Below are 25,750 nucleotides of genomic sequence, written 5' to 3' on the forward strand. Positions count from 1 at the left end.
TATAAATCTTAAATAATGAATAATCTTTTAAAGTCTAAATTACTTATAATTTTAGCTATTTTCTCTTATTTTCTATTTTTGAATTTTTGTCAACCATTGGCTATGGATGATTTTTGGCGTGCTATTAATGATACTCTAGTAAATGGTACTTTTTTTCATTTTCTAATCCAAGATTATACAGGCTGGACGGGTAGAATATCTGCTCAAGCTTTAGTATATGCACTATTTTCAAAAAAATACTTAACATTATCATTGCTAACTATAAATACTATAAGCTCAATATCCATGAGCTTATTTATAATATTTATCTTTAAAATTGTGACTAGAAACAAGTATAGTCTAGCATCAAAAGATTTTATTATATATTCATTCTTCTTTGCTTTAATGTTCACATGGACAGGTTTCATAGGTCAAGTAATATGGAAAACTGCTGCTATACAATACTTATGGGGATATACAATCCTTATTATTTTGTATTATTATTTAATAATCGAAAATAAAAGCTTCTACTTAATTAGCTTGTTAGGAGGCCTATTTATAGGCCTATATAATGAGCAGTTTGTTGCAGTACTACTCTTATTTTGTTTAGCATATTTTATTGAGAGAAAAATAAATAACAAAATTATAAACAAAGGGATTCTGTTTTTCTTGACAGGTCTTTTGATTGGAGGGGCTATTTTAATAGCTGCTCCAGGTAATTACGTTAGAATGGATCAAATGTCGAATGACCAAAGCATTTCTCTTTTAAATCAGCTTCTTTACTTTATTCATATATTCAAATACAATTTATGGCCTCATACGATGATTATTGTATGGCTATTTATCCTATACTTTATTTTAGCCATTACTAATCAAAAGAACTCAAAAATTAGCGTATTGATATACTCACTAACATTAATTATATCAATTTTTATAATGGCTCCTCTTGCGACTAGTTACGGCTTACAGATTAGGTTAATGTTGATATACTACATAATCTTTTTTATTGCAGTGATGCAACCGTTTTATGATAATCAGAGTGTAGCGATTACAACTATCCACAAAGCCTTCAAAAAAATTTATATCCTTTTTCTGATAGGTTTATTAATTATCATGGGAGTTATGGGAAGTGCATATTACTCAATTTATAAGTTTAATCAAAATAGACAAAAGCTTATTACAGAATTACATAACAAAAATATAGAGAATATTACTATACCAACATTCGAGCTTCATGGAGAAGCTCAACCATATGGTATAACTTTTGAAGCGATAACATGTGATAGCAATAACACAAATAACCAAGCTTTCGCAGCATTCTATGGCTTTAAAACAGTTAAAGCTGAAGATTGTTAATTAATAAAATAAATCACTGCTCCGAGCACTACCAGCATAATAGCAAATAATGTTTGTAAGATTTTATCATTAAGTCTTTTTTTAAGTTTAGTAGCTATTAACATCGCAATTACACTGCCAATTATAAACATACCAGCCACATACCAACTCATATGCTCTTCTTCGTAATGCGATATAAACCCAGATATTGATACAACAAATATTACTAATAAAGAAGTATTTATAGCTCTTTTAATTGGCATAGCTGTTATAAATACCAACGCAGGCACTATCAAAAATCCACCACCAACTCCAAAGAATCCAGTCAAAGTACCAACAATTGCACCACTTACTAATAATGCGATAATACATTTCGGAGCGATACTCTCACATATTGATTTCTCAGCACCTGACATAACTTTTGCTTTTATCAAACTCCAAATACCTATTGTAATCATAAGTATAGAGAAACTAACCATTAGCACTTTGTCTGATAAGCCTTGAGATATGTAGCTACCAATTGGAGCAAAAATAACTCCAGTAGTAATCATTATAGCAGCCGCTAAATAATTAATATCATGCTGCCTATAGTTAACTACAAGACCAAAAATAGCTGTAAAGCCTACTACAAGTAGAGAAATGGGAACAGCGGTATGGAAATCTAAACCTACACCATAAGTAAGTAATGGAACTGCTAATATAGATCCGCCACCACCAGTTAAGCCCAAAGCGATTCCACAAATAAATCCAAATATAATCAAAAACATATTACTCTTCTTCTATACCACATTTTAGGTTAGCTGGAACTGCGATATCTATATAGTTTGGTGGAGGTAATTTTAAATCATCCATGATCTTCGCGTACTCTTCTGGCGAGTTTACTTGTAGTCTTGGATTATTTCTTTTTTCCTCAGCAACACTACTACTAGTAACACCATTATAATCATGACCTGGATAGATAATTGTACTACCTGGTAAAGTCATAAGTTTAGTCATAATACTCTCATATGCAGCATAAGAATCACCATTTTGAAAATCAGTTCTACCCGAACCTCTAATCAACAAAGTATCTCCAGTGAAAAGCATATTCTCTGTTATAAAACAGTAAGAGTCATCTGTATGACCTGGTGTATATATTGCCTTAATCTGATAATTACCAAATGTTAGTATATCTCCATCAAATACTTTTTTAGTAGCACATTGAGCAGCACTCTCACCACCTAGTACTATATCACAGCCTGTTTCTTTTCTTAAAATACCTGCTGCTGTTACATGATCTGCATGAACATGCGTATCTACAGCATAAATCAATTTAAGATCAAGTTCTCTCAATAGTTTTAAATACTGTTGAACATTAAATCTTACAGGATCTATTATTATAGTTTCCCTAGTTTGCTCACAACCTAAAATATAAGTATAGGTATAAGTATCCCTATCAATTAGTTGTCTAAAAATCATAGTTCCTCCTAGATATATTTATCTGTTCTAGTTAGTTTAAGTTATTAAAATACGACACTCGCCTGTAATACGCTCAATAGTGCCATAATAATTAGAAATCATAGCATAACCACCTGCAATATTATAAACATCATAGCCATGATGTTGTAACATTAGAGTTACATTATATGATCTTTGACCTGACTGACAATGTACATATACCGGCTTAGTTTTATCAAGCTCTGACAATCTATTTCTAATCTCTGACATTGGTATATTTTTAGCACCTGCTAGCATACCCTTAGATGTTTCACCAAATTCTCTAACATCAATAATTTGAGCATTCTCAGCTAAAAGCTTTTCAACATCAGTAAATAGAACCTGTTTAAAATCTCCATTTAAAAGATTATTAGCAACATAACCAGTATGGTTAACTACATCTTTACCTGTTGAATATGGAGGAGCATAACATAACTCAAGATCTTGAAGATCTTCTACTGTCATACCCGCTTTGATAGCTGTTGCAAACACATCCGCCCTCTTATCAACTATACCTTTACCTATTGTCTGAGCACCTAGAAGTTTACCTGTGTTACTCTCAAATAATATTTTTGTAAATACATTTTGAGCATTAGGCATGATACTTACTCTATCAAATGGTGCTGTATATGCTACCTGATAATCGATATCTAAATTATGAAACTTAATCCAAGCCTCGTTTAAGCCTGTTGCTGCGCCAGTATAGTTAAATATCTGAATGATTGATGAAGCAATATAACCTTTGTTTACAATTTTTCTACCATTTATATGATCTGCAATCAAGCGACCTTGCTTATTAGCTGGTCCTGCTAACGGCAAATTAAAATCTTGACCTGTAAGAGCATTTTTAACCAATATAGCATCACCTGCTGCATAAATATCTTTATCTGATGTTTGATAATTCTCATTAACAAGTATATGGCCACTTTTAGCTAGCTCAATGCCTACATTTTTTAGAAATGCAGTATCTGGTGCCACACCAATAGCTAAAACCACCAAATCTGACTTAACTTCTTTACCTGATTCAAGCAGAACCTTATCAGATTCAAAACCAACTACTTTCTCAGATAGCATCAAGTTTATATCATGATCTAATAACTCTTTTTCTAGATACTTAACCATTTCATAATCAAACGGACGCATAATTTGGTTAGCCATCTCAACTATAGTTACATTAAAGCCTCTTTCTTTAAGATTTTCTGCAACCTCAATACCAATGAAGCCTGCTCCTATAACTGTCACGTCTTTGACAGATTTTTCACTATCAAAAACAGCTTTATGGATTTTTTTGACATCGACAACATTTCTTAATATAAAGTGATTGATTGTCTCAAGACCCTTAAAAGGAGGAACTATCGGCTTAGCACCTACAGCTAACACTAGCTTATCATAGCTTTCAGTATACTCTTCTCCAGTTGTGTGGTTTATAACAGTTACAGTTTTGTTTGATTTATCAACACTAACAACTTCCGAATTTGTACGAGCCTCAATATTATATCTTGTATCAAACTTTTCAGGCGTCATTAAGATTAATTTTTCAGCTGGTTCGATATGCCCACCTAAATGATAAGGTAGGCCACAGTTAGAAAATGATACGTGTGGTCCTTTTTCAAACATTACTATCTCTGCTTTATCATCAAGCCTTCTTAGTCTTGCAGCTGCTGATGCACCTGCAGCAACACCACCAACTATGAGATATTTTTTAGCCATTATTGAGCTCCTCTAGAAATATTATATGAAGTGTTATTTTCTTTTATTATATGGTAAAAATTCTAACATAACTGCTAAACCACATGTGCCTGTTAACCCAGCAAATAAAAGTCCTGCACCAAAGAATCCACTCAAAATTGCGAAGTATTGTGATACTGTAAACGAAAGTACTACACCTAACAGAACCATAAAACCAACTATTATTTGTACTTGACGCATTATTGGTAGAGGTTCTTTAACATTTTTTTTTGTAGGTTGTTTGTGTTGTTTCCAAGCATTCAAGCCACCTTCTAACAAATATACTGCTTTTGCATTTAGATCTTTTACTTTAGTTGCTGCCTGATTAGTTCTGTTACCAGACTGACAGTGAAGTACTACAATCTCATCAGGTTTAATATCTGCATCATATATTTCATCAACTGTTATATTTTCAGCACAATCAATACACTCTCTGTTATGTTCACCTGTTGTTCTGATATCTATTAATTTTACTTTTTCTTTTTTTTGTAATTCCAAAAAGTCTTTAACTGAAATATTTTTTACTTTACTCATATTTGCTCTCCTTTATATTATTAAGCTACTTCTAATTTAGTTATTACTAATATTTTATTCAAATTTTTTAATTGTTATCATCACCACAATATATGCCATATAACGCTTCTAATATTTTAGTTACTGCAGGGTCATTTAAACTATAAAAAACTGTTTGTGATTCTTTCCTAGTCTTAACAAGTCCCTCTTTCCTCAAAACAGACAAATGCTGAGAAAATGCTGACTGACTAAGATCAGAAAACTCCGCTAACTGCCCAACACTCATTTCATGTCTTAGTAATAAACAAAGTATCAAAAGTCTAGATTCATGAGATATTGCTCTTAATAAAGACGAAGCTTTACTTGCATTACCTTTCATTTGTATCAAATCCATAGTTATGATCAATGTTTGTTAATTTCTAACTACAAATATTAGCAAATTCTAATTTAGTAATCAATAATATAATTCAGTATATAGAAAATAATTAGCTTGATTTTTTCTTGGTAAAGAAAATACTACTTACGAAACTAATTACTATTATCAATACGATAATAAGTAAACCACTATTAAACTTATGCCACTCATTATGAATACTAGTATCATATAGCCATCTTGAATAAGGCGAAGATTGGTTAAAATAGTGCACAACTCTTGTTTCACCAATGATATATCCCGTCAATGGTTGTATAATCATTCCATTAAATAGATAAGCAAATGTTAGCACTAATGAATTAGCTAATGGTCTTATTGAAAACTCTTTGAACAGTAGCTGAATTTCTTGGAATGCTAGCATAGCTCCTCCACACCCAACACCATACAGAAAATTAAACAAGAAAGCCATTTCAAATCCAAAACTTCTATTTGGCCATCTTATATACATAATTAAACAAAGAAAAATGAGTGTAATCAAACTAAAACATATAGCTGTAAGTCTATTATTTTGGTATCTTGATACCAAAAATCCAGCAATAATTCCTCCTGTTGCAACTCCTATTGGTACCAAACCATTCATCATGATAGCTGTATCATGAGGTACACCAAACACCTTCATTTCATAGGTAACATTATATAGATCTGCAAATGTCAAAATTGATCCAAACAAACCTGTAAAGTAAAATGATGCTAACCAAAAATTTCGTTTTGAAAGAATACTCCATATTCTAGATATTACTGGTTGTTGTAGATCACTGTCACTCGTAGTTCTTGTCTTATGAGGTAACAAGATACTAAGACCAATAGTACAGATAATAAACATCACTGCAAGAATATCAAAAACATAAGTATATGAATATTGACTCAAAGCCTTACCTGCAAATAGTGCTAACATACCTGCAAAAATATTAGCAATACTCTGACTCAAGGATGAAAAAAATGCAAATTGATGATCTGAAAAATTAGTCTGCACAACATAAAGCACTCCTACAAATGTACACCCCAAACCCAAACCAAGCATTATCCTTGCAACTACCAGTAACTCAAATACAGTAGTGTGTGCAAACAAAAGTGCGCCCAAAGCAGATACAAATGCTGAACTACTAAGCAATAATTTAGGTGATATCTTATTTATTAATACCCCAGCACACACTTGAGAAATAGCAAATACTACAAAAAAAACTCCTGATAATATTGACAGATTAGTATCTGTCAAATGATTATCTAACCTTATTGATAATGCATATGTTCCGAACAAAACTGCTGAGAAAACACTCATTGTAAAAAACAACTCTGTAATAGCCCAACGCGTATAATTTATAGCTCTCATAGATATTCTCCTTAGGTACAAACCTACAAACCAATAATTAAAAATATGCCATCTACAAATAAGATACTACACTATTTATAATTATTGATTTAACGTTTTGTAATGTGAATTAGTTAATAATCGTAATTAATGAACTTTGCTTCCATATATATATGTAGCATCAATTAAACGATCATCTCCTAAAGAAATAACTGAGAATAAGTAGTCTTGAAGATTATATGCAGATTCAAGTCTATATTTAAGTAGAGAATTGTTGTCAGTATTGATAACTATAAAATCAGCTTCTTTACCTTTTTCTAAGCTGCCAATTTTATCGCCTAAACCTAGCGCTTTTGCACTACCTAGAGTAGAAGAGAACAGGCGTACCAAAGTTTCAAGTTTATAGGAATTTAATAATGCAGCCTTATAAGCATCATCCATTACACGAAGTATACTTAGAGTATTACCTGCTGCCCAGTCAGTAGCTAAAGTTAGCTTGATATCTTTTTCAATAGCCGTTTTGTAGTCAAAATGACCACTGCCAAGGAAATTATTACTAGTTGGGCAACTTGCTATAACAACACCTTGATCTTTCATTCTATTCCATTCACTATCTGACAAGTGGATACAATGTCCTAAAATAGTTTTATCCGTAATTAATGAATAGTTCTCATAAACATTTAGATAATCAGTAGCATTTGGATACATCGCTAAAGTATCTTTGATTTCATTTAAATTTTCGCTTAAATGTGTTTGTACATAAACATCTTTATGCGATTGCATGAACTCTTTGCATAAGTTAAGAGTTTCATCATCACAACTAAGAGCAAATCTTGGGGTAAGAGCGTAACTAGCACGTCCTCTATTATGCCACTTATTACAAAGCTTCTCGGAGATTTTCATACTGGTTTGAGCATCTGTAATTATTTCTTTATTACCTTGAGTCATAATAGTATTTCCAAGAATTACTCTCATATTATATTTTTGAGCTATTTCAAAAACTATATCTGTACCGTCATAAGCACTTGGAGCGTATCCACATATAGTTGTAGTTCCACTCTTAAATAATTCTTTGAAAAGTATATCAAACTCCTTATGAGCTAAAGAGCTACTGTTAAAACTAGCTTCACTTGGAAAAATATATCCATCTAACCACTCTAAAAGCTTTTCCCCATAGGCACCTACAGCTTTTGTTTGAGTTGTATGCATATGTGTATCGATAAGCCCTGGCATAATTAATTTACCAGAGTAGTCTATCAACTTATCATTATCACCTATGTTAATCTTATGAAAATCGTTAACCTCAGTTATCAAACCATCTTCTACAACAACTGCACCATCTCTTAGAAATGTATAGTCTTTTGAATCAGAAAATAAGTTGTCAACCTTATGGCCTAATAGTGACTGAAGCGTTGCATTTTTGTTGAATGTAAAGATACTTGCACGATATATTGTTTTCATAATTATTATCCTCTTGTTGATTTATCGTTATTTAAACTAAATAAATCCATTCGGGTCAATTGAGGATTATATAACCAGCAGATAAGCACCGGGCCTAATTGAATTATCTAACCAAATAGACAAACACCGTGATTATATTTATATGAAATTGAGAAGTCAATTATTTTAATAAAAATTTTTAGATTTCTTATTAGCAATAAGTACTAATCTCACCTTTATCAACTACCATTGAAATATTGTAACCATTATCAAATATAACCAAGTTCGCTATATATCCGGACTTTATCTTCCCTAATAAATTCCCTAAATTAATCGATTCTGCTGCATAAGTAGACGCCATTCTTAGTGCCTCATCAAGAGGTATAAAAGTATTCTCAACTGTATTTTTAACCGCACCCATCATTGTCAAAGCAGATCCACCCAAAGTCCCATCAGCTGTAGTTAGCTTACCATTTTTGTGATAGACAACCGCGCCCTCAAAGACAAATTCTTTCATATCTGTACCTGCCGGAGCTGCTGCATCTGTTACAAGAATTAATTTCTCTTTGAGTAACTTCTTAGCAACTTCTAATGATGAATAATCTAAGTGAAACCCATCAGCGATGATTCCAGCATATACACTTGATGAGTTTAGGACTGCACCTATAGCACCAGGGTTTCTACCTTGATATCCACTCATAGCATTATACAAATGTGTTGCCATAGTTATACCTGATTCAATGCCATTAAATGCTTCTTCATAAGTTGCATTTGTATGACCCAAAGAAACAGTTATTCCAGCATTAGCTAGTTTCTTGATAGTGGATGAATCACAAACTTCTGGAGCCAGGGTCAGAATTTTCACACAATCAGCATACTCTATTATTGTATCTATAATTTTAGAATTAGGTCCTCTAACATGATCAATATTATGAACCCCTTTTTTAGTTCTGCTAATATAGGGACCCTCAAGATGAAGACCTGGAATATTATATTGATATTTATCTTTATAATCCCTCACCAATTTCAATGCTTTTAAGATATTTTCATCAGAAGTTGTAATCAATGTTGGCAGCACTGTTGTTGCCCCATATTTCTTTGAAGACTCAAATATGCCTTTTAGACAATCCTCACTGACATCATCATTTAGAAGAAACCCTCCAAAACCATTTACTTGCAGGTCAATGAATCCTGGTGCAATATTCTCACCTTTTAAGTCTATAATTTCATAATCTGAATAATCCTTTATATTAGAATTATGGATTATATCTTGAATAGTTTGGCCATTCATAACAACAGAATGATTATTCAATATTTCTAGTCCACTATATATTTTACAATTTGTGAGGATTTTCATCTACTTCTCCCTATATCTAATAAAAAACATTTGCTCAATAGCAATAAAATAACTGAACCATTTTCTTATACAATCTCTAAAAGACTTTCCTAAACTCTTCGGCATAATAAACCTTCTGACCTTTTAACTGATCCAATTTATTCGATAAATCTAACACCATAAAAACATCTTCGGGCACATCATATTCACACTTTATTTTATATGTTATAGTAGGCTTAAAACCAAATTTTGGATAATAACTAGGGTGCCCTAAAACAAATATTGCATCAATACTATTTACTCTAGCCTCTTTTATCATCATTTCTATAAGCTTAGTACCTATCCCCTTATGTTGATATTCAGGTGCGACAGACATTGGAGCCAATCCATATATTTTTAGATTAGTAGATTTTTCCGTTGTCATTTTTGAAAGAATTGCTTGACCTATTATATTGCCGTTATCAGTCTCAGCAACTAAAGATATTAGACTTTGATGGTCAGTATGTAAAAGTCTAACTAATCTCTCTTCATCTTTGGTATCAAATGCTTCAGATATTAGGTTATATATCTGTTCTTGATCCTTTAAAGTTTCATATCTTATTTTTACGTGCATACCCTAATCTCCAATAACTAGATCACGCGTTGAACGAATTTCTAAATTTAGAAATTTACCAGATTTTTTAAACTTACCAAATACTGCAAACTTTGCTCTCTTACCTTTATCAAAATCAAGATACTTAATCTGACTAGGTACCACAAATATTGAAAACCTAGAGTCTTGATCTGCCTTAAAAAACAATTTTTTACTTTCTCCAATATCAGATAATGTAATCCCCGCGATACCATAGATCAAGCAGTGTTTGTTGTTAAGTACATTAGTATCGATAGAATCTAAATCAAGGATATTAATAGTTAAAATATCTTGTCTTGAATACTCTCTAATACGATTTTCCGTAAGTTGCTGCTTCTTTTGTGGCATCAGATTAAGCTCTTCTTCTTTGTTAAGCTTGCCATCATTCTCTAGTTTAGTAACAAGATTTATACATTTTTCTAAATTCTTATTTACTAAAAAATTCAACTTACTCATGTCTTTTTTTGAATCACTTAAAACTAATTCTTTAATTTTTTCATCTTGAATTGGCTTAGCAACCCTCGGACAGAGCTCATCATGTTTTTGGTCTGCCACAAAAGCAAAGTATAGTTCTTGATCAGCTTTACGTACTATTTTTAGTTTAGCTTTGCCACAATCTGGACAAAAAATATTATCAAAATGGAGTTTGCTGTTATACTCACTAGCTTTTATGAACCCTCTTTTATATCTAGCTGTTTTCACTTTTTATCCCTAAATCTTTTCAAAAAGAATATCTGATATTGGATGATCGAGGTTCTGACCTCGCTTTTCAAATTTTGTCAAAGGTCGCCATTCTGGTCGCGGTGCGAATCCATCATATAGATTTTTGTATTTATCATCATTTTCAAGAAGTTCTAAAACTTCCTCTGCGTATGGTAACCAATCACTAGCATAGTGAAACACACCACCTGTTTTGAGTTTTTTAGCAAATAAATCAACATTTGATTGATTCACTAATCTTCGTTTATTATGCTTTTTCTTATGCCATGGATCTGGAAAATATATCTGCATTCCTGACAAAGAATCATCAGATATCATATTTTCTAATATTTCTACAGCATCATGACTCATAACTAAAAGATTAGATATATTTTGATGCTCAATTTCATAGAGAATATTACCAACTCCTGCTTTGTGAACTTCAATCCCTAAATAATTTTTTTTAGGATTTTCTAGAGCCATTTGCACCAATGATCCACCCATTCCAAAACCTATCTCTAATACTACATCATTAGAATTTTTAAAGATTTCAGAGAAGTCTAAACTTTTATTTTGATCATATTCAACCATATATTTAGATGTATAATCATCAAGTGCTTGTTGCTGCTTTTTTGTCACTCTGCCAGCTCTTTGGACATAACTTTTTATCTGGCGTAAATTTTCTTTAGAATTATCACTCATTTTTCTAGATTTATTGCAATTTTATTACTACTATTCTATCGCAAGTAAAACAAAAATAAGAGTATAACTGTGCTAATCTTTTTAACAATTCTAGCTTTACAAGTAAGTTGTCTTGTATTACCTGGTCCTGACTTCTTTGTAACTATAAGCAACTCTATCAAATTTGGACATAGATCAGGAATATATACCGCATTTGGCGTTGCTAGTGGAATTCTTCTAAATACTTTTATAGTCTACTGGTTTGGTTCATTCCTCCTTTATAAACAGCCATTACTGTTCAAAGCATTAATACTTCTAGGTGTCATTTATCTTGCGTACATAGCATATAACTTATACAAGAATATTTTTACAAAACAACAATTAAACCCTAATGCAAATGAGCATATAAAAAACCTTGATAATTTTGATAAGCCTACTAACATTAAACTTTTCTTAAACGGTGCTTTTACAAATCTTGCTAATGCTAAGGTACTGGTTTTCTTTAGCTCGATGCTTAGTTTAGTCGCTCAACTTCCAAGCTTTGGCAAAATTGCTGTTTGGATTGCTATAGCTCTAAGTACATTTATTTGGTTCGCAATTGTTGCTACTTTCTTTGGTAATAATAAACTTAGGCAAGTGTTCTTTAGAAACATCAAAAAAATTGAATTTGTGTCTGCTATTTTTATAACTATTTTTGTAGTAATTATATTAATTGAGCTTTTTTAGAATAGAACTTTACTCCAACCTAACTTTTCTCTTAGAGTATCATAGTAATTATAATCTTTAGTATGCAAGACAGTGACTTTTTTCTGTGCTTTTTGAATAGTTACTTTCTGATGTGATCTTAAAATAGTATCATGTCTACCATCAATGCTTAAAACAGGTTCTGGATCATTGTAATCTGTTATGTAAATATCTATAACACTTGTATCTGATATAACCAAAGGTCTACTATTTAATGAATGAGAACATACTGGCACCAAAACCACACTACTTTGATTAGGATTCAAAATAGGTCCACCGGCTGACATTGCATGTGCTGTTGAGCCTGTTGGTGTAGCAACAATAAGTCCATCACCTCTTTGATCAAAAGCATATCGACCATCTATATATACCTTCAAACCAAACATCAACCCCCTACTAGAAGTTATAGCAATTTCATTTAATGCGATAGACGCCTCTAGAGGTGCACGTAAATTATCATCAACACGACATTTCAGCATACTCATTTTGGTAACTGAACTGTCCCCTTTTAATATAGCATCAAGGTCTCTTCTTAAGGCATTATTATCTGCAGCAAGAGTTGTTAAAAAACCAAGCTTACCCTTATTTACACCAATAACAGGAATATTGCTATATAATGCTAAAACCCTAGATGCTTTAAGAAAATTACCATCTCCACCAACAACGATAGCAACATCACATACCAAAGCTATCTCTTTTAAGCTTGCGGTTGTAATATTTTCCAAGGTGGTATCAGATGCAGTTTCATCCTCTACTACCACATCTAGATTTTGTTGTTGCAAATAAGCATACAGAATCTCTACTGTTTGACTTACTTCTTCTTTATAATGCTTACCGATAATAGCAACTCTACTATATTTATAGATCATACTCATATATTTAAACTGACATTAACTGTGATTATACCAAAATACTTACTAGCACCGAAAATCTTTAACCCAATATTTATAATACTAATAGGTTAACGTACAATAGCCATCAAATATAAGTTGCTCAAATCTGTTAATATATTTAAAATAAAGTATAAGATTAGTAAATTTCGATTGAACAGATGGACAAAGTGAATAAACTTACGAGTATAATTATACCTGTAAAAGATGAATCAGAAGGTATTGATCACCTTTTTAATAGATTAATGCCAATTTTAAATCAACTGCCGACTAATTATGAACTAGTATTTATAAATGATGGAAGTAATGATAACACCTTAGAGCTTCTTCTAGAAAAACAAAAAAGCATTCCAGAAATTGCTATCGTTGATTTATCCCGTAACTTTGGTAAAGAAGCTGCATTATTCGCCGGTTTTGCCAACTGTAAAGGTGATGCTGCTATTTCTATTGATGCAGATCTACAAGATCCACCTGAGCTTATTCTAGAGATGGTTGAGCACTGGCTAAATGGCTATGAGGTTGTAACTGCCGTTAGAGAAAATCGTGATACAGATACTTCAACCAAGAAACACACTGCTGGACTTTTCTATACAGTCATGAACAAGATCAGTGAAACTAAACTTACTCCTAACGCCGGAGACTACAGGTTATTGAATAGAGCAGCAATTAATGCTTTTCTTGAGCTAAAGGAGAAGGTACGTTTTAACAAAGGTCTTCTTACATGGATAGGCTTCAAGGAAAAAATTGTCTACCATGCTAGAGAAGAAAGAGTTGCTGGACAGACTAAATGGAACTACTGGAAACTATTTAAGTTCTCTATAGATGGTATTACAAGCTTCAGCCGTGCACCATTAGAAATATGGTCTTATATTGGTGTTTTTGTTGCTTTTATGAGTTTTGTATATGGCTCTATAATAATCATTAAATCATTAGTATTCGGAGCCGATGTACCAGGCTACCCTTCATTAGTGACATTTATTTTATTCTTTAGTGGATTACAGATGATTGGTATAGGAATGTTAGGAAGTTATATTGGCAGAATATTTATAGAAACAAAACATCGACCTTTATATATAGTGCGTGAAGTGCACAGATCTGAAAAATAATTTCTTTTAAGCTTTTAATCTAATACCTTTATCTAACAAATACCAACAAGCATAATACAAAATAAATGTAAAAATCACTATTGCTCCAAATGCATAATATGGATTAACTGTAGAAACTCCCAGAAATCCAAATCTCACAAAATCAACTATATAAAATAATGGGTTACATGATGAGATGAAGTGCCAAAATCCTGTAAGATTGTTTATGTTATAGAACACTCCTCCTAGATATATTAGTGGAGTCAGGATAAATGTAGGGAATATCGTAGTATCATCAAACTTTTGTGAAAATATTGCATTTATCAGTCCACCAAGTGAAAATAATGCTCCACAAAAAACAAACCCAGCCAAGACAAGAGGTAAATTATGTATAGCACTGAAACCACCTAACAAGAATGCTGCAATACTAACAAATATACCAACCAAAAAGCCTCTAAAAATTCCACCAGAGATATATCCAAGTACAATAACATGATTACTAACAGGTGATACTAATAGTTCTTCTATAGCTTTACTAAAGCGAATTCCAAAAAAAGAACTTACTACATTACCGTAAGAGTTCTGAATCACTGCCATTATTATCAAGCCAGGTGTAATATACTGCATATAAGTAATACCATCATCCATCATACCTATACGTGAGCCTACAACCTTACCAAATATTAAAAAATATAAAATTATCGTTATAACTGATGGTAGTAATGTTTGTGGCCAAATTCTAAAAACTCTTTTACACTCACGATCCAAAATTGTGATATATGTTATCCAAAAATCTCTTAAACTCATAAATTCACCTACTTATTTCTTGCTACTTCTATAAATAGCTTCTCTAATTTTGCTTCTTTTGATCGCACATCTAAAACATCTAAACTATATTTGCTCGTTAATTCTGCAAATATATTATTAAGTACAACCCCCTTAGTAACTTCAACTTCAATTGTATAATCATCTATTCGCTTGACTTCACCAAGATCTAGTTTCAAATCATGCTGACACTTTTCTTTAAGATCAAAAATATAAGTATGCTTATCGGCTGACTTTAAAAAAGTCTTCATATCAGTATTAACACATAATTTACCTTTATGAATTAGTGCTATATGTTTACACATTGACTCAGCTTCTTCTAAATAATGTGTTGTAAGGATAATTGTCAAACCTTCTTTGTGAAACTCTGAAATCATCTCCCACAGCGAATTTCTAAGCTCGACATCAACACCAGCCGTTGGCTCATCAAGTATAAGAAGCTTAGGTTTATGTATAAGAGCTCGAACAACCATTAATCTTCTTTTCATGCCTCCAGATAGAAATCTGACTTGAGTATTTCTTTTCTCATAAAGGTCTACTTTCTTTAAGAGCTCTTCTGCATAAGGAATCGCTTCTTTTTTAGAGATGCCAAAAAAGCCTGCTTGGGTAACAAGGATATCCATTGGCTTCTCAAAGATATTTAGATTAATCTCTTGAGCCATTACACCTAGATGCTTTCTCGCTTGGATATAATCCTTATCAATATCATATCCAAAAATTTTTATTTGCCCAGAAGTTTTGTTTACAAGTGATGATATCATCCCTAGAGTTGTTGATTTACCAGCACCGTTAGGTCCTAAAAGAGCAAAAAAATCTCCTTTTTTCACCTCAAAACTAATATCATCAACCGCCTTTAAGCCACCCTTATAAACTTTGGTAAGATTTTTTATTTCTAATGCGTTTTGACTATCCATAATAATTAATTATTTAGAAAAATATCTGAATATTATAGCACTTCAGAATTTTTTTTTTGGAAACTTATAAGACAAACTCTAGAAATAAAAAATTATAATTTTCTCAGCTTAATAATAGCGTTTTCATCCGCATAATCAGGTCTACTGCCATCTAAACCTTGAGCTAAAAGGTAATAATCGTTAACTGGCGTATTGGTACAGTTACCATCCATATCGCACTTAGAACTCTCATTTGTCTCATCAATTATTAAAGATGTAGATGCCGAAGCATACCAAGGATTATTCATCTTAATCACCGCCACTTCTCTATCTTCATTTACTGAAATCACAGGGAAAGTAGCTTGACCCGAACCATCACATGATACTACTACTTTTTGCTTACTAGAGATACTTAGAACCTTACAGTTTGGATCTATTGACGAAGCATTACCAAAGTATAATTCATCAGCAAGACCATCACTGACTTGCACTTCGAAATTTGCAGCCGCACATCCTAGAAATGGTACAAATAATATACTAGCTACAGCCACTTTCTTTAGAATATTTTTTCTCATTAATAACTCCTTTATATTTTATATTAAATTTAAACACTTAAACAATTAAGCATATTAATCATATATTATAATTTAATATTAATCATTTAATAGGTGTTTTTTGAAGTTCCTGAAATAAATAATAGAGATATTACAAACCATTAATGTGAAAAATTCTAAAATAGCATCATCAATATACTAAAACCAACAACTACTATAAATATTGGTCGCACTAATTTTGAACCTTTAAGTATAACCATTCTCGAACCAACAATCCCACCAAAGAAACTACCAACAGCCATTAACAATCCAAATGCTATATTTACCTGACCAGATAAAGCAAATACAGCTAAAGAAAATAGATTACTTTTTAGATTAAGAACTTTCGCGTATCCTGATGCCTGTAAAAATGTATAACCAAGAAAATAAACTATAGCGATAATCCAAAAATTACCTGTTCCGGGACCAAAAAAGCCATCATAAGCACCCAGTATAAAACCAAATATTGTAAAAAAAGTCACCTCTGACATTCTTTTTTTACCTTGATTAACACCTAAGTTTTTATTCAAAATACTAAAGATAAAAACAACTATCAAAAGAATCGGAACCAAAGTATTCATAAAATCATTATGAATAACCAAGGTTAATATAGTGCCCAAACAAGCACCAATAAATCCTGCAATAAGTCCTCTTAGAACTGTTTTGATGTTAATCAAACCACTTTTATAATATTTCAACACCGCCATGGCTGTACCAATACTAGCTTGAAACTTATTTGTACCTAGTACTGTTACAATTGGCAAACCTGTCATACTTAGAGCTGGTATACTTATCAACCCCCCACCTCCAGCTATAGCATCAATGAAACTTGCCAAAAAACCCATAGATACAACAAATAGACATAAAATATAAAAATGCTCGGAAAAAAATTCAACCATTTACAAACTATAATCATATAAGATAGACTAACTCAATATTACAATATATTTGGTTGCAATACTGCTAAATAAATACAAATTAGACCAACTTACTCTCACAATACTTCTAAGGGGTTAATATCTATGTTTGATACAGATAACAGAAGCAAAAGAATACTCTTCATGTCACACTGCTTATTAAATCAAAATGTAAAATTAGATCATCTCGCATCTAGACCTGGCGCACTTCCTTTAGTAATGGGAGAAATAATAAATTCTGGAGTTGGGATTGTACAGATGCCATGTCCAGAGTTATTAGGACTAGGGATTGATAGACAGTGTATTAAAGATACTACTGCTGATGATATTAAGAGTGAAAAGACAAGAGTTTCAAAACTTATGGCAAATCAAAAACAACTTTGTATAGATTTAGCTAAACACGTCATACTCCAGTTAAAACAGTATAAAACGTATAATTTTGAAATTGTTGGGATTCTTGGTGTAAATATGTCTCCAACGTGTGGTGTTGAAACTACTTGGGCTGACGACCAAGAAGTAGCCGGTAATGGTATTTTTATCAAAACATTAAAAGAAGAATTAGCTAAGGAAAATATACAAATTAATTTCACTGGCATAATACCTCCTCAAATAGAGGATTCAGTAAAGCGAGTAAAATCTTTTCTCAATGAATAAATTCACCCTATTGTATTAATAAATGTAACGCGAGCCAAACGGTCGGATTTTCTGTATATGTAACCCAATGCTTAGTATTTTTAGGGATAAATAAATGCTCTCCTTCATCCAAAATATAATCATTATTATCTAACCTAAGCTTTGCCATACCCTTAAGAACAACAACCCACTCATCATGACTCTGGATATACGGTTCATCTATAGGCGTAACCTGTCCATAAGATACAATCTTTTCTATGTGAATACTATTATCTTTAAAGAGATCTATAAAAACCTCTTTTTCAGAGATTATGGGGTCAATATTATACAAATTAAGTTCATCACTATCTTTTTTCATCAAATTTATATTTATGATCCTAAGTTTTTATATTTTTTATCGACTAAATAACCTTATTTATCAGCATCTTTTACGTATATATCAAGCTTAGGATACTCAATCCTTATATTGTTGTCTTTTAAAGCATCTAGGATCTTAAGCCTCAAATCACTCAATAAATATATCTTCACAGTTCTAAGACAATATGCTCTAACTGCTATCTCCATACTATACTCATCATAGCTGGTTAGTAAAAATTCAGGAGCTGGGGTTTTAAATATTCTTTTTTCTAATTCCACAACTTGTTTACAAACTTCTATAACTCTTTGGGGGTTTTGAGCATAAGAAATTCTTAAAGGTAAGACTAATCTAGATGTAGGATCTAATGTCTCATTAGAAACCACATTAGTTATCATGACATTATTAGGAACTATCAATGAATTATTATCAAAAGTCAAAACCTCTGTTGCTCTAATACTAATTTTTTTAACAACTCCAATCTCATTATTAACATTAACCCAGTCGCCTATTTTTACAGGTCTTTCGATAAGCATAACTAAGCCTGCAAAGAAATTTTTAACTAAATCTTGCATGGCAAAACCGAGACCAACTGACAAACCAGAAATAATAAATGTAATAGCTGTATTACTTATTCCTAAAGACTTAATAAACAAGAAAATTGCAATAACTACAAAAATGTATTTAATAATCGATAAAATTGCTTCACGAGTCCCCAGGTCCATGTTTGTATATGGAAATACTCTTTTATTAGCGACTAGAATAATAAACCTATAGATAAAAAATGCAACTATAATGACTAATATTGACTTCATTAGTGTAATAAGTGGAATTAATTGTAATCCTAAAATATCACCACCTTCATAAAAAAAAGTATTCCATATATCTTCTAATCTCTCAGACTGGATATTTAAACATAAAGGCAAAATAATCAAAAACATTACTATAGAGAGAATAAATATTAAATTTTTTATCCAATACCTTACTCCAGCTCGCTTAACCCCGCCGACAGCTGTCTCAGCAAGACTACGAATAACTACTACTCTAGTTTTATTACACATCAACATATCAACAATAATTACAGAAACTTTATAAAAAACATAAATATACAATGATCCATATAAAATCTGATACATATCAAACCCTGCAGACATCCCAAAATTTGGATAACCTCCAAGAGTCATCATTAAGATACTAAACAACAATGTTCCCAACATGAAGTATTTAACTAAATGTACCACTCTTATATCTGACTTATTAGAAGTTGTAACCTTACCTAGTTTTATAAAAATACATACTATTGGTATCAACATTACCAACATAAAAAAGAAGACCAAAATTAATGCCTCCTCTCTAGAGAGTATTGACGTCAAGCTACCTCTTGTAAAGCTGACTAAGTTTGATCTGAATATGTACATAATCATACCAAAAGTAGAATAAGCAATTATAAACAAAGTCTTTAATAACTTAGATATGTAGATCTGTGCAAAATTTTCTAAAATAAATATCAAAAAAGCATAAATACCAACAACTTGGGATACTATGGTCATAACATAATAAGTATCCGATGAAATTATTTCTAAATACCTAAATAAATGCCCTATACCAAGAACAACCAACGGATACAACACTGCACTAAAAAGTAAGAAATAAATACCATTAAGCTTACGAGTTGCCTTAAATAGTTTCTTTTTTGTCTTCAATTTAGGGTTCTGAAACAAACACTTATCGAGAGAGAAAACTGTCTTTGAAAAAAAATACATTCCTAATAGAATAAGGAAAAACACAATATCTTTAATTACTTGAGTAATATTATCCCAGAATGTATGAAATGCAAAATACCATGCTTGTGGCTTCCAAAGAACATTATTCTTTTCAAACCTAAATTGATTGCGCAAATATGTTCTTATACTTGATATATGTTTTAGGGCATTTTCTATGTTCAGATGTACCTCTTTCAAAAGTACTAGCTCGTTTAATATCAACGCCCTCTTTCGAGTATACTCTTTTAGCTTAACATTTAGGTATTTGTTATTTTCAACTCTCTCATTTATAAACTCCGAAAACTGCTCATTTTGATATTTGCCATCAATAAATCTCAGAATACTATCAACTCTTTCAAGTCGAGTATTTAGTTCAGCAATATGCTTACTTATAAAAGATCTGTCTTTAAGAAGCTTACTTCTTTGATACGATAGTGTTTGCTCATTGTTAGATTCTTTGGAGTTATAAATAGACTCTGCAAATAAATTAATCTGTGATATTTTTTGATTTAGCTGTCCATCTTTGTTAAGCGTATTTGCTTGAAGATACCCTAAACTCATCAGTAAAATCAGAAAGCAACAAATAAATCTATTCATAAAAAAATAAAAAAACTATAAGGTATTAATTCATAGTAACACAAAAGTACGCCTTAAAAGAATTTACAAAACTAAAATTTAAAAATCTCACAGGTATTTTTGTAGGTTTGCTTAGCAACCACATCATAAGATATTTCTTTAAGATCCGCCAAAAACTGAGCCACATATTTAACATACTCTGGATAGTTTGGTTTACCGCGCAAAGGTACTGGGGTTAGATAAGGTGCATCCGTTTCAATCAATATTCTATCTAGTGGCAACCTTTTGGCAGTTTCTTGAATATCCTTTGCATTTTTGAAGGTTAAGATACCAGAAAATGATATATACATACCCATATCAATAGCTTTTCTAGCCATATCATAATCTTCCGTAAAACAATGCAGTATACCTCCACATTTCTCTACGTTTTCGCTTTTTAGTATATCCAAGGTATCTTGTTTTGCAGATCTAGTATGTATTATGACTGGTTTATTTACTTCATTTGCTGCTTGCATGTGATTTACAAACTTTTCTACTTGAGCTTCTCTAGTGTCACTACCATTATAGTAGTAGTCTAAACCAGTCTCACCGATAGCAACACATTTATCATGTAGCGAGCGCGCTATTATATCATCCACAGTTGGCTGATATGTATCAAGCTCACTAGGATGAACTCCTACAGAATGGTAAATATTATTAAAATTTTCTGTAATTCTCTCTATATCAGCAATTTCATCCCATGCAACAGCTATTGAAACAATTTTTTCAACACCAGCACTTTTTGCATTATTAATAACCTGCTCGAGGCTTATGTTTTCTAGTTTCAAATAATTTAGATGACAATGCGAATCTATTATCATAAAACAGTTTTATAATTTATCAAATGATGTGATGTATTATAACAATTTAAAGATAAAAGAGACATCTTACTTCTTATTTTCCAGGCTCTATCTTATTCCCACACCTAATCAAACACATCTGACAAGCTATATTTGTTTTATGATCAAGACCAATCACAAGAGACTTTTAAATTGTAAATTTATAGATATAAGACTACAATTAAATAGTAATTTAACAGTTAATTAAAAGAGATTTTAAAATTTGGATTACACATTTTAACTTTTAAAACTATTATCATATCACTAAAAACAAAATTAGCTGATTTTTAATTAATATTAGGAGAGTTATGTCTACAGATAAACAAATTGAGTTACAAAAAGAAATGGGGCCCAACTGGTTTGCCTCAGTAATGGGTACTGGCATTATTGCAAATGCTGCTGTCGGACTACCTCTTATTGGGAAGAGTTTAACAGGTTTTGCAACTATTATTTGGCTTATTGCATTTGCTATGCTTATCTTTATGACTATTTTTAAAAGTTACCAAACAATAACTAAACCACAAATTATCAAACGTCAATTCAATGATCCAGTAATGTCGCAATTTTTTGGTGCTCCCCCTATGGCTTTTTTGACCATAGCTGGTGGTACATTGCTACTAGGACCTAACCTTTTTGGTCAACAGTTAGCTCTAGATATTGCATGGCCACTTTTTTGGATTGGTACTATTAGTGGTATTATTACTGCTGTTGTTATCCCATATCGTTTATTTACATACAATGAGGTACATGCAGATGCTGCATTTGGTGGCTGGCTAATGCCTGTTGTCCCACCAATGGTATCGGCAACTATTGGCTCAATGTTCCTTAAATATATGCAACATGGCGAAGCACAGCAAACATTGCTCTATGGTATGTATGCTTGCTTTGGTCTTAGTCTGATAGCTTCACTTATTATTATAACTCTAATTTGGAATCGCTTAGCTCACTCTGGCACTTCAGGTAGTGCAAGAGTCCCGACATTATGGATTATACTAGGTCCATTAGGTCAATCAATTACAGCTGCAGGATGTTTGGGTACTGCAGCTGTGTTTACAGTTAGTGAGCCTATTGCGACAGGTATGAATGTCATGGCTATTCTTTATGGTGTACCAGTTTGGGGGTTTGCTATGCTGTGGTTCTTCATAGCTACTTTGCTTACCTTAAGAGCATTACAAAGAAAAATGCCATTTGCATTAACATGGTGGGCATTTACATTCCCGGTTGGTACATGTGTTACAGGTACTACACAACTATCTCTACATACAGGTTTAACCTTCTTTCAGTTTGCAGCAATAAGTTCTTTTGTTGTTCTATTATTTGCATGGACTACAGCGGCTGTAGGCACAATTAGAGGCGTAAAAAACGGTAAATTACTCCACAATCCGACTTCTGTTGTTCATATCAAAGCGAAGAAGAAATAAGAGAATCAAAGTGTATTCTCCTTTATATTATCCATTCTCAAAATTATCCATACTACTAAAATAATCTGAGCTAATGCTGCTGTAACAACCACATGATAATATGTTTGCGTAAAGACATTTAGGAATCTACTTAACCAATGATGACTAATATCATATCTATAATATAAGTCATAAGTTATAGTAAATATAGTTAGGGCAAATGCCGATGAAATCATATTTCCTGAACTTTTGAGTGTATTGACACTATCTAACTTATTTTTATCCGCTACAGTATACATTACTGCATTTGATGATGTCTGATATAAACCTAACACAAATCCATACCCCATAGCGACTGCACAGAATATAATATAATTATAGTGAATATCAAACAAAATTGAGAGTAACATCACTGAAGATACACCTAGCAAACCTAACACCATACATATTCTATAACCATAGAAATAAACTATATGTTTAGCAATTTTTTTAGAAAAAATAGTACCAATCATCAAACATACGGACATAATAGATATGTATATAGTATTCAAGTGGCTAAGATGATATAAGACAACAGGCCAAGCAAAAAACACCCAGTAAGTTGTTAGTCTACACAAAAAATTTGAAACAAAGGCTATCGTAAAATTTTTATTACTAAAGATACTTAAATCAATTATTGGATTTCTAATTTTTTTGTATGTAATCGCATATAAAGATATCGATACAACTACACATATCGCAATATATATCTTAATTGACAAGTCAATCTCTTTTAAGAGAATCTCACTTAGTACAAAAAGTGCTGATATTGAAAAGCCTAACAGACAAAGACCAACAAAGTCGATTCTCTGCTTTTGATTATTTGATATTTGTTTGGGGAAATATTTGTATATAGCTACAACTGCAAAGCAGGCAAATGGCACTTGCATCACAAATGCCAAACGCCATGACTCTGGAGATATAGATGCAAAGATACCTCCTATAATCTGTCCAGATATAGCCATTATCAAAGTATAGTTAGATAATGAAGCCGTTCCCTCAAGCATATTCTCCGAAAGCTTTAAGTAAGCAAGCATTGCTACAGGCGCTGAAAATGCTGCAAATAATCCCTGAATTGCTCTGAATGCAAAAAGCTGAGTATCAGTCATCGCTAATCCAGATAGCAATGAAAATAATCCAAAACCAGATGCTGCAAACATTAATGTATATCTAAAGCTAATCTTCTCAGCCATCCATGAACTAAGAGGCAGAAACATACCCATAACGATCATATAAATACTAATACCCGTCTTTAGAAATTCAGGTGTAGTGTGAAGGCTTTCCGCTATCTTAGGTAAGATATTATTCATAACAGTTGTATCAATAAGATCCATACCCATAATCGTTATGATCGCAATTACTACAATATTAAAGTTAGGTTTTTTCATACACTAATTCTCTTTTGTATATAAAATTTATGAGATAGGAACATTATGAGAGTACAAGTTGATTACTTATAATAAGATGGTGCCGGAGGCCGGACTCGAACCGGCACTCTGTTGCCAGAACCGGATTTTGAATCCGGCGCGTCTACCAATTTCACCACTCCGGCAAGAGTAGCTGGTTATATATTACAGATCTTCAGGCCAATTATCAATCATTGTACCTAAAGATAAACCAAGTTCAGACAATTTGTCTTTGATCTCTGTCAATGACTTCTTACCAAAGTTTGGTGCTTTAAGAAGCTCATTTTCTGTTTTTTGCACAAGTTCACCGATTAATCTAATATTAACTGCTTTTAGGCAGTTTGAAGATCTAGCAGTAAGGTTTAACTCCTCAACATGCTTCAGTAAAACAGGGTTTATATCTTTAGTAGGATCTTCTACAAAAATCCCTTTGTTTATTTCTTCAACATCAACTATATTTCTCAATTGATTTTGAATTTTTGTTGCTGCTAGTCTTAGAGCTTCTTCACAGTTAATATTACCATTTGTCTTAATATTAAGCTCAAGCTTATCCAAATCTGTACGTCTACCTACACGAGCATCTTTAATCTCATACTCACAGAAAGATACCGGAGAAAAAGTGGCATCCAGAAAAAATTCTCCATCCTTGAAGTTTTCTTCAGCTTGTCTATAGCCAACACCTTTCTCTACTTTAGCTTCAATCTTGAGTTTCTTGCCACCATTATAGCTACATATAAATACTTCTTCTGTAATTGTTAAACCTTCAGATAGTTTAGCCTCTTCTGAAAAAACTTCTTCTTCTGAACCTGATAATTCAAAAGTAATAGTTCCAGACTCAATATCATCTGCTAAAGTCACAGGTAAAGCTTTCACATTCAAAATGATATCTGCAACAGTCTCATCACAAGGAATTACATCCTCAAGAGAAGTAATCTTACCATCATTAATTTTCACACTAGTAACACATGCACCATAGATAGAATACAGCATAGTCTGTTTAAGCGCATAACCAAGTGTATAACCAACGCCTCTTTCTAGAGCCTCAAAAGAAAACTTAGTAGCATTTTTTGCATATTCATCAATTTTAATATTAGTAGGATGTAGTAAATTTTCCAATGCCATAGCAGTATAAAACCTAGTTATAATTTTATTAGATATAATTTAATTCCAAAGATTATAGCATACAAATACAA

26 protein-coding genes and 1 tRNA gene are annotated in these 25,750 nt (G+C 32.1%); 5 read left to right on the forward strand and 22 right to left on the reverse strand.

The features are described from left to right. Nucleotides 1-15 precede the first annotated feature (15 nt). Nucleotides 16-1,335, forward strand: coding sequence for a DUF6056 family protein (locus FQ699_RS00475; protein WP_224728116.1), 1,320 nt, complete (start codon nt 16-18; stop codon nt 1,333-1,335). On the opposite strand, the gene FQ699_RS00480 is transcribed toward FQ699_RS00475, so the two are convergent. The 11 genes from FQ699_RS00480 to trmB form a co-directional block, all read right to left on the reverse strand. Continuing rightward, nucleotides 1,332-2,081, reverse strand: a complete 750-nt coding sequence (locus tag FQ699_RS00480; RefSeq protein ID WP_035736572.1) for a sulfite exporter TauE/SafE family protein — start codon at nt 2,079-2,081, stop codon at nt 1,332-1,334. The two genes, FQ699_RS00475 and FQ699_RS00480, sit on opposite strands and share 4 nt — an antisense overlap. 1 nt (nt 2,082) lies before the next feature. Next, nucleotides 2,083-2,772 carry an MBL fold metallo-hydrolase gene (locus FQ699_RS00485; RefSeq protein WP_012280662.1) on the reverse strand — a complete coding sequence of 230 codons (690 nt, stop codon included), beginning with the start codon at nt 2,770-2,772 and terminating at the stop codon, nt 2,083-2,085. A 36-nt stretch (nt 2,773-2,808) separates the two neighbouring features. Further along, on the reverse strand, nt 2,809-4,500 hold the full coding sequence (locus FQ699_RS00490) for an FAD-dependent oxidoreductase (protein WP_179951640.1): 1,692 nt from the start codon (nt 4,498-4,500) through the stop codon (nt 2,809-2,811). Between the two features lie 33 nt (nt 4,501-4,533). Further along, nucleotides 4,534-5,052, reverse strand: a complete 519-nt coding sequence (locus tag FQ699_RS00495) for a rhodanese-like domain-containing protein (RefSeq protein ID WP_013922693.1) — start codon at nt 5,050-5,052, stop codon at nt 4,534-4,536. Between the two features lie 67 nt (nt 5,053-5,119). After that, entirely contained in the window at nt 5,120-5,425 is a 306-nt protein-coding gene (locus FQ699_RS00500; protein ID WP_146420670.1) for an ArsR/SmtB family transcription factor, read from the reverse strand. A 91-nt stretch (nt 5,426-5,516) separates the two neighbouring features. Then, nucleotides 5,517-6,794 (reverse strand): MFS transporter, encoded by a 1,278-nt coding sequence (locus tag FQ699_RS00505; RefSeq protein WP_146420671.1) that lies wholly within the window; start codon nt 6,792-6,794, stop codon nt 5,517-5,519. Nucleotides 6,795-6,920: 126 nt separating this feature from the next. Further along, complete coding sequence (gene guaD, locus FQ699_RS00510; RefSeq protein ID WP_146420672.1) at nt 6,921-8,234, reverse strand: guanine deaminase; 1,314 nt, start codon at nt 8,232-8,234, stop codon at nt 6,921-6,923. Between the two features lie 190 nt (nt 8,235-8,424). Further along, nucleotides 8,425-9,570: an N-acetylglucosamine-6-phosphate deacetylase gene (gene nagA / locus FQ699_RS00515; RefSeq protein ID WP_146420673.1), complete on the reverse strand. Its 1,146-nt coding sequence runs from the start codon at nt 9,568-9,570 to the stop codon at nt 8,425-8,427. Nucleotides 9,571-9,646: 76 nt separating this feature from the next. Beyond that, nucleotides 9,647-10,162 (reverse strand): GNAT family N-acetyltransferase, encoded by a 516-nt coding sequence (locus FQ699_RS00520; RefSeq protein ID WP_146420674.1) that lies wholly within the window; start codon nt 10,160-10,162, stop codon nt 9,647-9,649. Between the two features lie 3 nt (nt 10,163-10,165). Beyond that, nucleotides 10,166-10,882 (reverse strand): hypothetical protein, encoded by a 717-nt coding sequence (locus FQ699_RS00525; RefSeq protein WP_146420675.1) that lies wholly within the window; start codon nt 10,880-10,882, stop codon nt 10,166-10,168. A 9-nt stretch (nt 10,883-10,891) separates the two neighbouring features. Continuing rightward, nucleotides 10,892-11,581, reverse strand: a complete 690-nt coding sequence (trmB, locus tag FQ699_RS00530) for a tRNA (guanosine(46)-N7)-methyltransferase TrmB (RefSeq protein WP_146420676.1) — start codon at nt 11,579-11,581, stop codon at nt 10,892-10,894. 69 nt (nt 11,582-11,650) lie between these two features. On the opposite strand from trmB, the gene FQ699_RS00535 reads away from it, so the two are divergent. Then, complete coding sequence (locus FQ699_RS00535) at nt 11,651-12,286, forward strand: LysE family translocator (protein WP_146420677.1); 636 nt, start codon at nt 11,651-11,653, stop codon at nt 12,284-12,286. Here the strand turns inward: FQ699_RS00535 and FQ699_RS00540 are convergent. Continuing rightward, nucleotides 12,283-13,173, reverse strand: coding sequence for an NAD(+)/NADH kinase (locus tag FQ699_RS00540; protein ID WP_041263912.1), 891 nt, complete (start codon nt 13,171-13,173; stop codon nt 12,283-12,285). The genes FQ699_RS00535 and FQ699_RS00540 overlap by 4 nt on opposite strands. A 182-nt stretch (nt 13,174-13,355) precedes the next feature. On the opposite strand from FQ699_RS00540, the gene FQ699_RS00545 reads away from it, so the two are divergent. After that, nucleotides 13,356-14,300, forward strand: coding sequence for a glycosyltransferase family 2 protein (locus FQ699_RS00545; RefSeq protein ID WP_146420678.1), 945 nt, complete (start codon nt 13,356-13,358; stop codon nt 14,298-14,300). Between the two features lie 6 nt (nt 14,301-14,306). Here FQ699_RS00545 and FQ699_RS00550 read toward each other — a convergent pair whose 3' ends face one another. The 4 genes from FQ699_RS00550 to FQ699_RS00565 all read right to left on the reverse strand — a co-directional run bounded on the left by FQ699_RS00550 (nt 14,307) and on the right by FQ699_RS00565 (nt 17,489). Beyond that, nucleotides 14,307-15,086, reverse strand: a complete 780-nt coding sequence (locus FQ699_RS00550) for an ABC transporter permease (RefSeq protein WP_013922682.1) — start codon at nt 15,084-15,086, stop codon at nt 14,307-14,309. 8 nt (nt 15,087-15,094) lie between these two features. Beyond that, a complete protein-coding gene (locus FQ699_RS00555; protein WP_146420679.1) occupies nt 15,095-16,018 on the reverse strand; it encodes an ABC transporter ATP-binding protein in 924 nt (307 codons plus the stop codon). A 92-nt stretch (nt 16,019-16,110) separates the two neighbouring features. After that, entirely contained in the window at nt 16,111-16,572 is a 462-nt protein-coding gene (locus FQ699_RS00560) for a hypothetical protein (protein WP_146420680.1), read from the reverse strand. A gap of 155 nt (nt 16,573-16,727) precedes the next feature. Then, a complete protein-coding gene (locus FQ699_RS00565; protein WP_041263683.1) occupies nt 16,728-17,489 on the reverse strand; it encodes a TSUP family transporter in 762 nt (253 codons plus the stop codon). A gap of 123 nt (nt 17,490-17,612) precedes the next feature. Between FQ699_RS00565 and FQ699_RS00570 the strand changes: the two genes are divergently transcribed. Continuing rightward, entirely contained in the window at nt 17,613-18,161 is a 549-nt protein-coding gene (locus FQ699_RS00570; RefSeq protein WP_146420681.1) for a CD3072 family TudS-related putative desulfidase, read from the forward strand. Between the two features lie 7 nt (nt 18,162-18,168). Here the strand turns inward: FQ699_RS00570 and FQ699_RS00575 are convergent, their stop codons facing one another. The 3 genes from FQ699_RS00575 to FQ699_RS00585 form a co-directional block, all read right to left on the reverse strand. After that, complete coding sequence (locus FQ699_RS00575; RefSeq protein WP_146420682.1) at nt 18,169-18,498, reverse strand: cupin domain-containing protein; 330 nt, start codon at nt 18,496-18,498, stop codon at nt 18,169-18,171. A gap of 53 nt (nt 18,499-18,551) precedes the next feature. Next, entirely contained in the window at nt 18,552-20,819 is a 2,268-nt protein-coding gene (locus tag FQ699_RS00580; RefSeq protein WP_179951641.1) for a mechanosensitive ion channel family protein, read from the reverse strand. A gap of 107 nt (nt 20,820-20,926) precedes the next feature. Next, on the reverse strand, nt 20,927-21,694 hold the full coding sequence (locus tag FQ699_RS00585) for a TatD family hydrolase (protein ID WP_146420684.1): 768 nt from the start codon (nt 21,692-21,694) through the stop codon (nt 20,927-20,929). Between the two features lie 326 nt (nt 21,695-22,020). Between FQ699_RS00585 and FQ699_RS00590 the strand changes: the two genes are divergently transcribed. Next, a complete protein-coding gene (locus FQ699_RS00590) occupies nt 22,021-23,133 on the forward strand; it encodes a TDT family transporter (protein ID WP_146420685.1) in 1,113 nt (370 codons plus the stop codon). Nucleotides 23,134-23,138: 5 nt separating this feature from the next. Here the strand turns inward: FQ699_RS00590 and FQ699_RS00595 are convergent, their stop codons facing one another. The 3 genes from FQ699_RS00595 to FQ699_RS00605 form a co-directional block, all read right to left on the reverse strand. Next, a complete protein-coding gene (locus tag FQ699_RS00595; RefSeq protein ID WP_146420686.1) occupies nt 23,139-24,539 on the reverse strand; it encodes an MFS transporter in 1,401 nt (466 codons plus the stop codon). Between the two features lie 77 nt (nt 24,540-24,616). Further along, nucleotides 24,617-24,703: transfer RNA gene (locus FQ699_RS00600), tRNA-Leu, on the reverse strand. 19 nt (nt 24,704-24,722) lie between these two features. Beyond that, nucleotides 24,723-25,679, reverse strand: coding sequence for a DNA-directed RNA polymerase subunit alpha (locus tag FQ699_RS00605; protein WP_146420687.1), 957 nt, complete (start codon nt 25,677-25,679; stop codon nt 24,723-24,725). Nucleotides 25,680-25,750: the final 71 nt, after the last annotated feature.

Origin of the sequence: Francisella salimarina (assembly GCF_007923265.1) — a bacterium.
GTDB classification, from domain to species: Bacteria; Pseudomonadota; Gammaproteobacteria; order Francisellales; family Francisellaceae; genus Francisella; species Francisella salimarina.

Excerpts from the sequence above, each read along its gene's own strand:
- FQ699_RS00475 (WP_224728116.1), top strand. The coding sequence starts at position 16 with ATGAATAATCTTTTAAAGTCTAAATTACTTATAATTTTAGCTATTTTC.
- FQ699_RS00480 (WP_035736572.1), bottom strand. The coding sequence starts at position 2,081 with ATGTTTTTGATTATATTTGGATTTATTTGTGGAATCGCTTTGGGCTTA.
- FQ699_RS00485 (WP_012280662.1), bottom strand. The coding sequence starts at position 2,772 with ATGATTTTTAGACAACTAATTGATAGGGATACTTATACCTATACTTAT.
- FQ699_RS00490 (WP_179951640.1), bottom strand. The coding sequence starts at position 4,500 with ATGGCTAAAAAATATCTCATAGTTGGTGGTGTTGCTGCAGGTGCATCA.
- FQ699_RS00495 (WP_013922693.1), bottom strand. The coding sequence starts at position 5,052 with ATGAGTAAAGTAAAAAATATTTCAGTTAAAGACTTTTTGGAATTACAA.
- FQ699_RS00500 (WP_146420670.1), bottom strand. The coding sequence starts at position 5,425 with ATGGATTTGATACAAATGAAAGGTAATGCAAGTAAAGCTTCGTCTTTA.
- FQ699_RS00505 (WP_146420671.1), bottom strand. The coding sequence starts at position 6,794 with ATGAGAGCTATAAATTATACGCGTTGGGCTATTACAGAGTTGTTTTTT.
- guaD (WP_146420672.1), bottom strand. The coding sequence starts at position 8,234 with ATGAAAACAATATATCGTGCAAGTATCTTTACATTCAACAAAAATGCA.
- nagA (WP_146420673.1), bottom strand. The coding sequence starts at position 9,570 with ATGAAAATCCTCACAAATTGTAAAATATATAGTGGACTAGAAATATTG.
- FQ699_RS00520 (WP_146420674.1), bottom strand. The coding sequence starts at position 10,162 with ATGCACGTAAAAATAAGATATGAAACTTTAAAGGATCAAGAACAGATA.
- trmB (WP_146420676.1), bottom strand. The coding sequence starts at position 11,581 with ATGAGTGATAATTCTAAAGAAAATTTACGCCAGATAAAAAGTTATGTC.
- FQ699_RS00540 (WP_041263912.1), bottom strand. The coding sequence starts at position 13,173 with ATGATCTATAAATATAGTAGAGTTGCTATTATCGGTAAGCATTATAAA.
- FQ699_RS00545 (WP_146420678.1), top strand. The coding sequence starts at position 13,356 with ATGGACAAAGTGAATAAACTTACGAGTATAATTATACCTGTAAAAGAT.
- FQ699_RS00550 (WP_013922682.1), bottom strand. The coding sequence starts at position 15,086 with ATGAGTTTAAGAGATTTTTGGATAACATATATCACAATTTTGGATCGT.
- FQ699_RS00555 (WP_146420679.1), bottom strand. The coding sequence starts at position 16,018 with ATGGATAGTCAAAACGCATTAGAAATAAAAAATCTTACCAAAGTTTAT.
- FQ699_RS00560 (WP_146420680.1), bottom strand. The coding sequence starts at position 16,572 with ATGAGAAAAAATATTCTAAAGAAAGTGGCTGTAGCTAGTATATTATTT.
- FQ699_RS00565 (WP_041263683.1), bottom strand. The coding sequence starts at position 17,489 with ATGGTTGAATTTTTTTCCGAGCATTTTTATATTTTATGTCTATTTGTT.
- FQ699_RS00570 (WP_146420681.1), top strand. The coding sequence starts at position 17,613 with ATGTTTGATACAGATAACAGAAGCAAAAGAATACTCTTCATGTCACAC.
- FQ699_RS00575 (WP_146420682.1), bottom strand. The coding sequence starts at position 18,498 with ATGAAAAAAGATAGTGATGAACTTAATTTGTATAATATTGACCCCATA.
- FQ699_RS00580 (WP_179951641.1), bottom strand. The coding sequence starts at position 20,819 with ATGAGTTTAGGGTATCTTCAAGCAAATACGCTTAACAAAGATGGACAG.
- FQ699_RS00585 (WP_146420684.1), bottom strand. The coding sequence starts at position 21,694 with ATGATAATAGATTCGCATTGTCATCTAAATTATTTGAAACTAGAAAAC.
- FQ699_RS00590 (WP_146420685.1), top strand. The coding sequence starts at position 22,021 with ATGTCTACAGATAAACAAATTGAGTTACAAAAAGAAATGGGGCCCAAC.
- FQ699_RS00595 (WP_146420686.1), bottom strand. The coding sequence starts at position 24,539 with ATGAAAAAACCTAACTTTAATATTGTAGTAATTGCGATCATAACGATT.
- FQ699_RS00605 (WP_146420687.1), bottom strand. The coding sequence starts at position 25,679 with ATGGCATTGGAAAATTTACTACATCCTACTAATATTAAAATTGATGAA.